This window comes from Candidatus Methylarchaceae archaeon HK02M2, assembly GCA_024256165.1.
Classification (GTDB): Archaea; Thermoproteota; Nitrososphaeria; order Nitrososphaerales; family JACAEJ01; genus HK02M2.
Genome location: JAKLZG010000066.1, coordinates 1 through 11,958 on the forward strand (window position 1 = coordinate 1; position 11,958 = coordinate 11,958).

Here is an 11,958-nt window from a genome sequence, read left to right on the forward strand (position 1 = left end):
TTATATTTTATACTTATCACCCTCCAAAATCTTACTTTAGTAATGCGGATGATATTTAATTTCTTCATGTTAGGAATAAGGGGGGATCGAGATCGGCTCGAATCTCCACGGAATAATACAAGTATAGTTAAAAACCAACCAATTATGACTTCAATATTCATGAATTATTCAAAGTCATACTACCTAACAATCTAATTGTTTACAAAATTCACTAAATGTAAAAAATGAAATTTTTTATATCTCAACTTAATTTGATAAACTTCTACTAGTACATAATTCATTAGAGTTATTCTTTTAATAATTATTCTCCGCTTGTGTGTACCGACAGCGCAATGTTTATATATATTAGAAATATATAACATGATGTTAGATATGTTCAACATAATGTTGGAAATGAATAACGGAGGGAACAGATGTTGAAAATGATAGGATCCTTTTTCATGGGATGGGTAGAGCCAATCTTGGGAGAGAATCATACTGGTGTTGCAACCATGTTAGTGATGGTAGGAATTGGCATAATAAGCACCTTCAACACAATTCTGTTGTTAGGGAAAGCCAAAGCTAAGAGGAGGGAAGCATGATGGTCCCTATATGGCTTATTTCTATCGCTGGGATAGCGATTATTGCAATCTTGGTTGGTATTGTAGCAGTATGGAAAATAGTCAAAGAGAGAAGGTCGGGGGATCCTCTACAAGATGAACGTACACAAAAAATCAATGGAAAGGCAGCATATTATACTGTTATCATAGGCGTTTATTTCATGTTGGGACTTTCATGGGTGCTTTTTATCGGTAAAATAGTATTAGGTTATATTATTTTAGAAGCGATGCCTGCACTAATAATATCAACCTTGGTATTCATTCTATCTTTCCTTGGACTACGTTGGTACTTCAACAGAAAAGGAGACATTTAATGTCATTTAAAACAAGAATGAAGGAACTCAGGGCAAGATATGATATGACGCAAGAAGACTTGGCAAAAGCGGTTGGGGTAAGAAGAGAAACGATACTCTATCTAGAAAAAGGTAGATACAACCCTTCATTGAAACTAGCGTACGATGTAGCTAAAGCCTTAAGAACAACTTTAGATGGCTTGTTCATTTTTGAAGAAGAAGACTCCAGAGAGTTTTAGTTGACTTGGAAGGGTAACAAACTAAGCTAAGGCCTTTGGAGGTTTCTTCTTTATTTTTTCAACTATTTCTTCTTTTTAATTAATGTGTCATCAACAACAAAAGCAGATCTTAGGAGAGGAGACCTCAGCGGAGCAAATCTTGAGGAAACATATCTTGTAGATGCTATTATGCAAACTGATTATGTAAACCAACAAACTAAAACGAATGGAATAATTCTCATAAGTGAAGAAAATCGTTAAAAGGAATCATCAAAGTTAAAGAATGTTCTTCAAAAAATACCTGAAGAATTCAGAAAGATAATACTAAGAGACATTATCCCAATTAGTACCATCGACGTCGTTCATCTCCATAAACAACTTGATAGACGCCTTGAATACGCATTTTAAGCATACAACGTTAAATAGAGCCCTAAACTATAAAAGGGATTTGTTCTGAACTCTTTTTTGATACAAAAATTACTCTTCTATATCAATTTGCTCCAGTCTATCAAGAGCTTGCAAAACCTCTTCCCTTAAAGCCTTAACCTTTTCATCGACTTTTGCCTCTTCAGATTTTTCATCTTTTTCTTTATTTTCCACTCCTTTAATTGGCATTGAAGGTTTGATAGCTGGACCAAGAACTTCTCCTAACTTAGCTTTAGCTTGATTCAACCTACTCTCTATCTGTACTATCTTTCGCTCAAACAAGTTGATAAGCTCGTCTCGAAGGTTCTCTAACTCTCCGACCTCTATTAATAGTTCTGTGTTTCCTAGCTTCTTTTCTACTGCTTTCAATTGTTCACGATATTTTTGTGAAAGCTGCTCTCTTTCTGCTTTAGTAATCTTTTTTTGAACTTCTGCTTCGTAAACACGTGTGAGGGCACTAGAGAGTAATTCCTTTTCGAGTAGTATAGCGTTCAACTCTTTTCGAGCTTTCTCAAGTTCAGGCATTTGGATGAGTTTTTCCTGAGCTGATAAAGGTAGAGTTGTTGGAGCAAGCGTTTCAGCTTTTTCAATATGTTGTTTTGAAGATTTTAATGTGATATAAAATATCGATAATCCCATTATTAGACCGATTCCTAAGCCAATAGCTACATCGAAAAGCTCCATTTAATCCCGATAATAAATCACATCATGGTATTTAAAAGTGATCAGGTAAATAAGATGGATTAGCCTTTAGGATAGAAATTTATGGGAGTCAATAATGAATGTTATTAGCGATAGGGAATGGCATATCCTCCTCAATTGTTAGATGTATTGAGAAGGCAGAAATATCATATAGTTGGTAGGCATTCAAGTGTCAAGAAATGTAAATGGTTACATGAAAGTTTGGTTCGAAATAAAGTTTGTTATAAGCAAAAGTTCTATGGGATTAAATCGCATCGCTGCCTCCAGATAACGCCAGCGGTCTTGAGTTGTCTGACCCATTGCATCTATTGCTGGAGGGTTATGCCCAGCGATTTATCTATCAAGTGGAATGAGACATTCAATGATAGATGGGATGAACCAGAGAAGATATTCGAAGGTTGCATTAAAGAGCAAAGAAGAATACTTACAGGATATAAAGATCAAGTCATCAAGGGAAGAGTTAGCAAAGAAAAGTACGAGGAGGCGCTCAAACCAAATATGGTAGCAATAAGCCTCTCAGGTGAACCTACTCTATACCCTAAGTTGGGAAAACTTATTTCATTATTTAAAGAACAGGGGTTTACTATATTTCTTGTAACGAGCGGTGTAGTTCCAAAGGCTCTAAAAAAGCTCGATTATGAGCCTTCTCAACTTTATTTATCCGTAACTGCACCAGATTATGAGACATATCAGAAAATAAATCGCCCAATCTCACCGAAGCTATGGTATTGCCTAAAGGAGACTCTTGAGCTCATGGAGAGCTTTAAATGTCCAAAAGTGGTAAGAATAACTGCTATAAAAGGCATAAACACAGACTATTCAGAAAATTTTAGCAAATTGATAGACTTGTCTAATTGCACCTACGTAGAGATAAAAGCCTATATGCATCTTGGATATTCAACAAACAGACTTGATAGAAGCAACATGCCAAGATTCAAAGATATCGAAAAGTTAGGTGAACAGATATCTAAATCTACGGGGTATAAAGTCATAGGAAGGTGTAGGAATAGCCGAGTATTATTACTTTCAAGACTCAAAAAGCCTATCTCTTTCGATTAATTTTTTATATATATACCAAAAAATTCTTAAGCTAATTAATCTGTATACCTATTCTCCTTGGGAAGTTGAGTTATGTTCCAGATAGTTGAGCTTGAAGATGTTATAAGGGTTCCTCCAGCAAAATTCGGTCAACCACTTAATGAGGTAGCATTAGAAATTCTGAAGACGAAATATGAGAGCACGATAGATCCTGAGCTGGGTTATATAATATTGATCAGAGACGTGTCAGTTGGTCATGTAGGAAAGATAATTCCTGGCGATGGAAGTACTTATCATAAGGTGAAGTTCTCTGTACTTAATTTTTATCCAAAGATTCAAGAGATAGTTGAGGGAGAGATCGTCGAAATTACCGACTTTGGAGCATTTGTAAGGATAGGGCCTGTTGACGCGATGCTTCACCTATCCCAGATTATAGATGATTTTTTAACAAGCGATGTTAGACAAGGTATCATATTAGCAAGCAAGAGTAAAAGAACAATTAAAGTCGGCTCCAAAGTCAGAGTTAGAATTACTGCAGTAAGTTTAGGGCGAGGAGCGACTATAGGGAAGATTGGCGTGACGAGTAGACAACCTTTCTTGGGAGCACTAGAGTGGATTGAAGAGGATTTAAAGAAAGCTTCAAAGATCGTTGAAGTAGAGAGCAAAACAAAAAATGTGAAATCAATTGGTTAAAGAATTCGCATGTAGAAAATGTAAAATATTAACTACAAATCGCATCTGTCCTAACTGCAAATCTAAAGATATGACCCCTGATTGGTCCGGACTTATAATCATCAACGATGTCGAACGATCTCTTGTTGCCAAGACATTGAATATTAGCAAACCTGGTAGATATGCTTTGAAAGTTAGTTGAACGAAGGTAAAATAAAAAAAATAAAATTATGGATCGAAATAAGCATAGTCGAATATCGGATATTATTAGGCATGAATATATACTGACTGAAAAGCTAAGAGAGGTATTGAAGGAGCCATTAGGGCTTTTAGTTTTAAATAATGAGTTAACTTATGAGAAGATAGTACAACATATAGATAAAAGCGGATTGATAATTACAGTTGGGGACGCTACTACTCACAGATTGATTAACCTTGGTATTATACCATCAATCCAGATAGTAGATGGGAGAGAAATGCGCTTTCCAAGGAGTTTACCTATTTCCATAATAAAGACCGAACTGAGAGCATCGAACCCAGCTGGGCATATATCAAGAGATTCTTTAAGAGTTTTATCAACTGCTATAAAAGCGATTAAACCTGTCAGGATCATCGTAGACGGTGAGGAGGATCTCCTTGTTCTTCCTGCAATAGTATTTTTCCCTAATTGTACATCCATACTTTATGGACAACCTAGAAGGGGTATGGTCATCATTAAAGTTAATCAAAATTCAAAAGAGATGGCAATTTCAATTATCAATAAAATGATCGTAAAAAGTGATGTAGAGAACGGTAGGTAAATTGATTTTAACTAATAAAGATATTAATATTATAGTTCAGATTGGTAGGTAGTGCATTGAGTTTTCAGATAAAGGAGGATAAAATAAACAATCTACTTGGAAGGAGGGAAATCCTATGTACTTTCAGCTCTGTTGCTGGATCTTTGACAAGGCAAGATGCTATCAAGATTATCTCAGAAAAGCTTAAAATAGATATCGACAAAGTGTATTTACTTTCTTTGAAGACGAAGATGGGTACAAGGGATATATCTGGGCTCTTTTACATTTATGATAATCCTGAGGATGCTAAAAAGCAGCTCACAAGACATGTATTCTTGAGGATGTTACCAAAAGAGGAAAGGGAAAAGATTATCAAAGAGAGAAAGAAGAAAGGAAAAAAGGTTAGTAAAGGCTCATAAATAGGAGATGTCGGGTTTGTCTGAAGAAAAGCAAATTAAGAAAAAAGCCAGTCCCCAAATCTGGAAATTTTACCGAATTGATGATTTATCTCTAGTCAAGTTGAGAAAGGAGTGTCCAAGATGTGGAAGAGGGGTTTTCCTCGCTGAGCATGCAGATCGATCGACTTGCGGAAAATGTGGATATACTATCTTCAAGAAAGAATAATCATCGTGTAATTATCTTATTCACTTCATCTCTAATAGCTTGAACTACAGTTGGGCTAACAACTACTTGAAAGGGTAAAAAATATTTTAGGCTTATAGCTTTTTTAACTGTATTAATATCTCCCTCTTTAAGATATCCATCTAAAAATGCATGAGTTATCTTCCTAGCCCCAATAGCATTTAAAGTAAGCTTATTCGAATAATAAATGAATTCTGCAATGTCCCATGCAATATCTCCATTCTCGGCAGACTGCTCCAGATCTGTCAAGAATATCTTCCCTTTTGAAAATATCGCATTACAAGGCTTTACATCGCCTAAAGAATATCCATGTTTATGTGCATAACCTATAGTCTCGCCATATAAGGAAATCGGAGATACTTCTACATAATGTTCATCTAAGATATTTTTAACAATTTTACCTAAATTAACTCCTTCTATGAACTCTGTAACTAAAATTTTTTGATCTAAAATCATTGAGATCACTTTTGGTGTATTCAAGCCGATCTCTCTTAATCGCCTTATAGCCTTGTATTCATTTTTAAGTCTTGATAGAGGTAATAATTCGAATCTTTTAATAAAAAATGTTAAAAAATTCAAAAATGCCCACTTCAACGACAAAGGATCCTTAAACTTTTTCACGGCTATGACGATCTCTTTATATTCATCCTTCAAGGTATATACTTCCAAGATTTCGTGGAACTCTTCTCGTCTTTGACTTATTTTGATATTCTGGCCCAAACCAAGATAACTAATAATCTGGTAAATCCAATTATTACTTTCAACGATTAATAGGCCATCATCGATCCTCCAGAGGTTTTTTGGGCGCTCTATCTCCTCCGGTATGGAATGAACTTCTTTTGATCTGGTGATCTTTGATAAAACCTCTCTTCCTACAACATCTAGATTTACACGTCCCGCATAACCATGAGCTAAATATGACATTATACCTCTCTTGATGGATAAGAGTTTGGTTGGAACCTTTCTGGTCTTTCTTAATTTAAGGTACTTCTCCTTAATCTTAAGGAATTCAGTATCTAAAGAAATCCATTCTTGCATTTCCATTTTTTTCAATGTTAAAAGAAAACCTTTAAGGGTAGCATTCAGATTATCTTCACTCAAGCGCCCACTATAAGTCATCACATAACTGTATAAAGCTGGCGGGTAAAGAGATGCTCTTTTTTTAAGCTTCTCAAATAAAATATACTTGATTGGGATGATAAAATCTGTAGAGAGATCACCATAAGTTAAAGCAATCTCATCTAGAATTTCGAATATTACCCTACTCTTTAACTTTATCTCAACTTTTTCAAGAAAATCGCCCCCTTTTAGAGCTTCATAAGTATTTAATAGCCTACCAGCTACAAATTCACCTAAAGAAGCTTTTTCAGCATCCTTCATCAAGGACTTACTATCGACTATTAAAGCAGCCAAATCTAGGCCTTTTTTTATATATTTATACCTCAATTTTTGCTTATAATTTGAGAGAGCAACTATAACATCATAATCACTATCTTTTCTTGCATAGCCAGTGATACGAGACCCGTAAACGCAGAGGGCTAAAATTTCTCTTTCTTTAATTATATCTTGAAGAACTTCTAATATCTGATTTTTTTTGTCTACATCCAGCTGGTAGATATTTCCACTCATATTAATCTCGTTCATAGCCCTTACGCTCAAGCTCCTCGAGCTTTAGCTTTAAAAGGGGGTCAATCTTCATGTTTAAGATAAGAGATACTGGAACTCTAATTATATTACTATCAGGAGACAGATTTATAGTAGGAAGACCTTTTTCTATCCATTTTTTTAAAGTCTTTTCGTGTAACTTCTCATCATGAGGACCATTTGAGAATTTTTCATCGAGTAACTTACTTAATTTTCTATCTTTGAAAATAAGTTTAGGTTCAAATAATTTTCCATAATCTGAGTAAAGAGACTCAAATAAAGAAGTTGAAAGAGAATCCGAGACGATATCTAAATTATTAAAGCGCCTTAGGAGCTCGATATAATGCAAGAATTCATGAGCCAAGACTGCGCGTATAGTAGTTTTTAATCCAAAGACAACGAGTGGTGCCGAAATTTGAACCAAAATTTCAAGTCCTGTAAACGTTTCTATTGGCATAATTCTTGCATAAAGGACACCAATTTGATATGCTTCAATATGGCTTGATGATAATGGAAGGATTGGTTCAACATAATAAGACGGATATTTTAATCCCGAGGCGGACTCTATCTTGGAGATACCATCCTCCACATACTTTATTCTTTTTTTAATCTTCTTTATAATGGATGATGGTAACTTTCTAGATTTCTCGGCTTCTTCTACTTTAAGTAAAGGATTCAATCGGCCTCAGCCTTTTAATAAGTAATCTATCATATATAGTAAAACTTTTTTTATAAAAGTACCGATATATCACTATACAAAATGATTCATACTATACTATACTATAATAAGTATTACCTTTGAACTGAGTATATAGGTTCTTTTATTCTTTTATTCATTTCTATAAAAGTCTCTGTATGTAAGATTCCACTTATCTTACCGATATTTTCGGAAATAATATTATATAACTCATCCATAGATTTTGTCTTGATTAAGATGAGAAGGTCGAACCTTCCCGTCACCTCAGAAACATTTCTAACTTCTTTTATCGTTAAAAGCTCATTTATTATAGTCTCTCTCTGCCTTGCATCGATCTCTGTACCTATTATTGCGGTTACGGTATAGCCCAAGAGTTCCTCGTTCACGACAATAGTAAATGTTTTAATTACATCTCTTTTTAAGAGACGCTTGATTCTGCTATATACTACAGAAGGGTTAGCATCAATCTTTTTGCTTAACTTTGGAATCGAGAGACTGGAATCTTTTATTAATTCTGTTAAAATTTTCATATCCATCACATCTATTTTGCCCATCATTCAGCACCTTAGTATACTAACTTGATGTAATTCTGCTTAATAAACTTAATTTTTTAATAAAAAAATTATAAATACTAATTGAATCATACAAATACCTTATTGAGCGGTAAAGGAAATTGACAAAAGATATGGAATAGAATAATAAAATTGATTATCTATATTATCAGAAATCCAACTATAACGAAATTCCTACAGAGCTATAGATGCTTCCTAATAATTTATGTTGAAAATCTTTTTTTGTAACAAGATTTTTAAGCCGCATTCCTCTGAATCTAAATTAGTGGAAGGGTAAGTGGATTGCAACTTACCTATCGATAGCGAGGTGGGGAAGCCAGGTTATCCCGGCGGGCTCATAACCCGCAGATCGGTGGTTCAAATCCACTCCTCGCTATTCCATACAACCGCCATTAAATCTAAGTTTTTTGATCATTCCCTCTTTTCGATTTTCGAAAGAATCCATAAAACAAAATAATCGAGGCAGTATAAAATACACTACATATCAAGAATGGTAAATAAAGTGAAATGTGCTGGAAAATATAACCTCCAAATGTTGCAGTTATAGCATAAGGAAGGTTCCAAGCTACGCCGGTTATACCTGAAGCCGAACCCCTTTCTTCTGGAGTAACCATACCCATTATAAATGACAGTAATATAGGGTTTGAGACGTTCATTAAGAATGCTCTTATTATGAAAAGAATTGCTACTATGCTATAATTGTCAACAAATGGTATTATAACAATCAAGCCTGTCGACATGCCTATAGTTAGAACTATACTGTTAACCATACCAAGTGAATCGGAGAGCTTAGGTGCGATAAGGTATGACAAAGCCATGACACCGTTAACTGAAGCATATAGTGGACCTAGGACTACCTCATCTACTCCAAAATTTAAATAAAACCAAAGAGAGAACAAAGGTATTATAAGACCTGCCCCAATACCAACTAAAATATTTGTGAGAGAGAATTTAGCAATAATTTTTAACGACTTTCTTGGTAGGAATTTTCTTTTAGCTCTATAAATTTTATCTTCTTTGATTAAAGCAAGAGGTATGAACGATAGAATCAAAAAGAAGGAACTAATGGCAAACATCGGCCTGTATGATAGTACTTCAGGAAAATCAAACAATACTCGGAAGTAAACTGGTAAACCACTAAATAAGGCCCCAATAGTGTATGTAGAGGTTGATACAAAAAAAGAAAGGCTGAAAGTCATGGTCATCTTTCCTTCATAAGCCTTCTCTGCTAATAAAGCACTACTTGAAGGGTAGAACATAGCACTTCCAGCACCGCCCATCATCCCAGAAATAAAAAGTAGAGAGTAGTCGATGGTGAAAATGTATATTAAGTATGAGATTACTTGAAGAAAAATACCTAGTGCTAAAAGAGTCTTTCGACCGTATCTATCACTTAATATACCAGATGGAATAGCAAAGGTTGAACTTACAAGACCGAAAACAGTATACAAAATACCTATTGAAACAAGATCTATTCCTGCTTTCTCAAGGTAGATCGATTGAATTACTAAGAGAAAGCTGTATGGAAGGGATGTAAGAGAAGATATGATAATTATTAGTTTGGCTTCTTTCTTAATACCACCGTAATATCCTACAGTTTTTCTTATACGTTGCCAAACAATTTTGTATGGCATACTATGCCAAAGAATAGACACTAAATATAATATATAAATCCAAATTATTTGGTTCTAGAACTATTACTAAATTTTAAAATTTATTAGTTCTTTGTATTAAAGTACCATATAGTATGTTTCTTCTTCGAGATTAGTCTTAACCTTCTTCATGAAGATTTTTTCTTCTTTCAAAAGTTTTTTTATGGCTTCTTGTACAAGCCATATTGAACTGACATTACTTAGAGTATCTGTTAGTGATTCGACTGATTTTACACGGTAGTAATTGGAAGGAAGGAAGCATAGTCCTGATGCTATCTCTTCTTTTGTGCATACTCTTCCGCGATTTCTACGAAGAAAATTCACTATCTGTACTTCCAATGTATCTAGAGCATTACCCTTATCTTTTAAAAAAGACAATGTCTAATACTTTAAGATATCAACTCATTAATATATATTTTAATATAATTACTCTAACTAATAGATACCTAATAAATCTGAGTCAAGGTATGCATAATTATCTCATACAAACGAAATTCTTATTGACTACCTCCTCTGGGTTACATTTTAACAATATTGCGAGTTCTCCCTTTAGTTCTAAGAGTCTTTGCACACTATCACTTTCATCTCCGAGTTCCGTTTTGAACTTATCCAAAGTCTCTTCTAAAGGAATGACATGATCTATTTCAACAATTTTATCAGCGAAGCAGACTACTTTCTCTTCCAAAGTTTCTGGCATATATATTCCCTCTGGCAATTTTAATGTCTCAGCATCCTTTTTCGATAACCCCCCACCTACATGCCTCTCTGCTATCCTTGCTATCTTCTCATCAATGCCCATTTCTCTTAAAAGTCTTCCACCTACATATCCATGATGAACTGAATGTGTTCTCGTTCTACCTATATCGTGCAATAAACCTCCTACTTTTACTAAATTTAAGTCAATATCATAACCCTTTTTCCTTATAGCCAAAGCCAATATAGTTGAGACTTCACTCACAGTAATGCTATGTCGAATAAGTGTATCAAGGTTCTTCTCTTTTTTCAATAAATTTATTGCTTCTTGCTCGTTCATCTCTCTTTTTTCATCTTACGTCTTTCTAAAATAGGCTGCTTAATAAGCAGTACTACAGATTAATATAACAGTCCTGATGGAGAAGTTCTAAAACGCGTAATAAGATTGAGAATAAATCGATGTAAATATGATATTGATCATCAAGCAGTTTTATAATGCTTATTTATTCTTATAAAAATCTAGTTAATCCACAGATTCGCTAGTTTCATTAACATTCTCTATTTCCTCTATTATTTCCTTGATTTTCCATTCAAGAGCTTTCTTTAATTCGTTATTGTCTACCCCATCCAAGATTTTACCACAGTTAGGGCACTTAAAGAACAGATCAATCGATTCTACAAAAGTCATTCTTTGACATTCAAGGGTACCACAATGGTAGAAGTCATGGCTTTCTTCATAAGTTAATCTTTCTTTTAGTCTCCTTAATGTTTTTTTCTTCTGAGCATCTATAAAACTGTCCGTTTGGTCTCTTTGAGCGCGCCATCTGTATACAAACCAACCTCTCTTCAAGTCACGGACTCTTACTCCACCAATAAGAGACCTACCAAATAAATGGTATAAAGTTTTTCTGACAGTATTAATTTTCAATCCCGTAGCACTGGCTATCTCTTCGTCAGTTGCATGCTCATTGTTAAGCAGTGCTCTTGCTACTCTTACATAATCTTCGCCACCTAGTAAACCAGCTATCTTGACAAAGGCATCTTCATACTCAATCTTTGAATGTTTAACCATCATTTTTCCTCCTAAATAATTATGTAAATTGAAAATACATAGAAAAACACACATTGATAATTTAGTAAAAAATCGTTTTTAAGATTTTCCATCGAATCGATATTATTGAAGGAAGTAACAAAATAAAATTATAGTTCAACTTCACTATTCTTTTCGTTTGAAATAAACACTATACGCTTCCCTCTTTTTTGGGGTATTATCTTTACCTTTGCATCCTCAAATTTTTTTGATATCTCTTTACCCTCAAAGTATCGGTCCA

General features: G+C 34.3%; 18 protein-coding genes and 1 tRNA gene. 11 read left to right on the plus strand and 8 right to left on the minus strand.

The genetic code is table 11. The features are described 5' to 3' along the window. Positions 1–413 precede the first annotated feature (413 nt). From L6N96_05290 to L6N96_05305, 4 genes are all read left to right on the plus strand, one after another. Positions 414–581 carry a hypothetical protein gene (locus L6N96_05290; protein ID MCP8323574.1) on the plus strand — a complete coding sequence of 56 codons (168 nt, stop codon included), beginning with the start codon at positions 414–416 and terminating at the stop codon, positions 579–581. After that, the gene (locus tag L6N96_05295; protein MCP8323575.1) at positions 578–913 is read left to right on the plus strand and encodes a DUF2178 domain-containing protein; all 336 of its coding nucleotides are present in this window, start codon (positions 578–580) and stop codon (positions 911–913) included. The genes L6N96_05290 and L6N96_05295 overlap by 4 nt, the downstream gene beginning before the upstream one ends. Next, positions 913–1,131, plus strand: a complete 219-nt coding sequence (locus L6N96_05300) for a helix-turn-helix transcriptional regulator (protein ID MCP8323576.1) — start codon at positions 913–915, stop codon at positions 1,129–1,131. The genes L6N96_05295 and L6N96_05300 overlap by 1 nt, the downstream gene beginning before the upstream one ends. Before the next feature lie 84 nt (positions 1,132–1,215). Next, positions 1,216–1,371 carry a hypothetical protein gene (locus L6N96_05305; GenBank protein MCP8323577.1) on the plus strand — a complete coding sequence of 52 codons (156 nt, stop codon included), beginning with the start codon at positions 1,216–1,218 and terminating at the stop codon, positions 1,369–1,371. Between the two features lie 216 nt (positions 1,372–1,587). Here the strand turns inward: L6N96_05305 and L6N96_05310 are convergent, their stop codons facing one another. Further along, positions 1,588–2,220, minus strand: coding sequence for a hypothetical protein (locus L6N96_05310; protein ID MCP8323578.1), 633 nt, complete (start codon positions 2,218–2,220; stop codon positions 1,588–1,590). A 117-nt stretch (positions 2,221–2,337) separates the two neighbouring features. Here L6N96_05310 and twy1 point away from each other — a divergent pair, with 117 nt between their 5' ends. The 6 genes from twy1 to L6N96_05340 all read left to right on the plus strand — a co-directional run bounded on the left by twy1 (position 2,338) and on the right by L6N96_05340 (position 5,351). After that, complete coding sequence (gene twy1, locus L6N96_05315; protein MCP8323579.1) at positions 2,338–3,297, plus strand: 4-demethylwyosine synthase TYW1; 960 nt, start codon at positions 2,338–2,340, stop codon at positions 3,295–3,297. A 72-nt stretch (positions 3,298–3,369) separates the two neighbouring features. After that, complete coding sequence (locus tag L6N96_05320; GenBank protein ID MCP8323580.1) at positions 3,370–3,969, plus strand: DNA-directed RNA polymerase; 600 nt, start codon at positions 3,370–3,372, stop codon at positions 3,967–3,969. Further along, entirely contained in the window at positions 3,962–4,150 is a 189-nt protein-coding gene (locus tag L6N96_05325) for a DNA-directed RNA polymerase, subunit E'' (protein ID MCP8323581.1), read from the plus strand. Before L6N96_05320 ends, L6N96_05325 begins: the two co-directional genes overlap by 8 nt. Before the next feature lie 28 nt (positions 4,151–4,178). Then, on the plus strand, positions 4,179–4,748 hold the full coding sequence (locus L6N96_05330) for a GTP-dependent dephospho-CoA kinase family protein (protein ID MCP8323582.1): 570 nt from the start codon (positions 4,179–4,181) through the stop codon (positions 4,746–4,748). Positions 4,749–4,804: 56 nt separating this feature from the next. Next, positions 4,805–5,146, plus strand: coding sequence for a hypothetical protein (locus L6N96_05335; GenBank protein MCP8323583.1), 342 nt, complete (start codon positions 4,805–4,807; stop codon positions 5,144–5,146). A gap of 16 nt (positions 5,147–5,162) precedes the next feature. After that, positions 5,163–5,351: a 30S ribosomal protein S27ae gene (locus L6N96_05340; GenBank protein MCP8323584.1), complete on the plus strand. Its 189-nt coding sequence runs from the start codon at positions 5,163–5,165 to the stop codon at positions 5,349–5,351. Here L6N96_05340 and L6N96_05345 read toward each other — a convergent pair whose 3' ends face one another. From L6N96_05345 to L6N96_05355, 3 genes are all read right to left on the minus strand, one after another. After that, positions 5,352–7,013, minus strand: coding sequence for a nucleotidyltransferase domain-containing protein (locus L6N96_05345; protein ID MCP8323585.1), 1,662 nt, complete (start codon positions 7,011–7,013; stop codon positions 5,352–5,354). Next, positions 7,000–7,692, minus strand: a complete 693-nt coding sequence (locus L6N96_05350) for a hypothetical protein (GenBank protein MCP8323586.1) — start codon at positions 7,690–7,692, stop codon at positions 7,000–7,002. The genes L6N96_05345 and L6N96_05350 overlap by 14 nt, the downstream gene beginning before the upstream one ends. Positions 7,693–7,805: 113 nt before the next feature. Next, positions 7,806–8,267, minus strand: a complete 462-nt coding sequence (locus L6N96_05355; protein ID MCP8323587.1) for an Lrp/AsnC family transcriptional regulator — start codon at positions 8,265–8,267, stop codon at positions 7,806–7,808. A gap of 316 nt (positions 8,268–8,583) precedes the next feature. On the opposite strand from L6N96_05355, the gene L6N96_05360 reads away from it, so the two are divergent. Continuing rightward, positions 8,584–8,658 (plus strand) — tRNA-Met (locus L6N96_05360). 22 nt (positions 8,659–8,680) lie between these two features. On the opposite strand, the gene L6N96_05365 is transcribed toward L6N96_05360, so the two are convergent. The 4 genes from L6N96_05365 to L6N96_05380 form a co-directional block, all read right to left on the minus strand. After that, positions 8,681–9,916: an MFS transporter gene (locus tag L6N96_05365; GenBank protein ID MCP8323588.1), complete on the minus strand. Its 1,236-nt coding sequence runs from the start codon at positions 9,914–9,916 to the stop codon at positions 8,681–8,683. A gap of 96 nt (positions 9,917–10,012) precedes the next feature. Further along, entirely contained in the window at positions 10,013–10,312 is a 300-nt protein-coding gene (locus L6N96_05370) for a hypothetical protein (GenBank protein MCP8323589.1), read from the minus strand. A gap of 97 nt (positions 10,313–10,409) precedes the next feature. Next, entirely contained in the window at positions 10,410–10,967 is a 558-nt protein-coding gene (locus L6N96_05375) for an HDIG domain-containing protein (protein ID MCP8323590.1), read from the minus strand. 183 nt (positions 10,968–11,150) lie between these two features. Continuing rightward, positions 11,151–11,702 (minus strand): transcription factor, encoded by a 552-nt coding sequence (locus L6N96_05380; protein MCP8323591.1) that lies wholly within the window; start codon positions 11,700–11,702, stop codon positions 11,151–11,153. Positions 11,703–11,958 lie beyond the last annotated feature (256 nt).

Coding starts and splice junctions, on each gene's coding strand:
- L6N96_05290 (MCP8323574.1), top strand. CDS start 414: ATGTTGAAAATGATAGGATCCTTTTTCATGGGATGGGTAGAGCCAATC.
- L6N96_05295 (MCP8323575.1), top strand. CDS start 578: ATGATGGTCCCTATATGGCTTATTTCTATCGCTGGGATAGCGATTATT.
- L6N96_05300 (MCP8323576.1), top strand. CDS start 913: ATGTCATTTAAAACAAGAATGAAGGAACTCAGGGCAAGATATGATATG.
- L6N96_05310 (MCP8323578.1), bottom strand. CDS start 2,220: ATGGAGCTTTTCGATGTAGCTATTGGCTTAGGAATCGGTCTAATAATG.
- twy1 (MCP8323579.1), top strand. CDS start 2,338: ATGGCATATCCTCCTCAATTGTTAGATGTATTGAGAAGGCAGAAATAT.
- L6N96_05320 (MCP8323580.1), top strand. CDS start 3,370: ATGTTCCAGATAGTTGAGCTTGAAGATGTTATAAGGGTTCCTCCAGCA.
- L6N96_05330 (MCP8323582.1), top strand. CDS start 4,179: ATGGATCGAAATAAGCATAGTCGAATATCGGATATTATTAGGCATGAA.
- L6N96_05345 (MCP8323585.1), bottom strand. CDS start 7,013: ATGAACGAGATTAATATGAGTGGAAATATCTACCAGCTGGATGTAGAC.
- L6N96_05355 (MCP8323587.1), bottom strand. CDS start 8,267: ATGATGGGCAAAATAGATGTGATGGATATGAAAATTTTAACAGAATTA.
- L6N96_05365 (MCP8323588.1), bottom strand. CDS start 9,916: ATGCCATACAAAATTGTTTGGCAACGTATAAGAAAAACTGTAGGATAT.
- L6N96_05375 (MCP8323590.1), bottom strand. CDS start 10,967: ATGAACGAGCAAGAAGCAATAAATTTATTGAAAAAAGAGAAGAACCTT.
- L6N96_05380 (MCP8323591.1), bottom strand. CDS start 11,702: ATGATGGTTAAACATTCAAAGATTGAGTATGAAGATGCCTTTGTCAAG.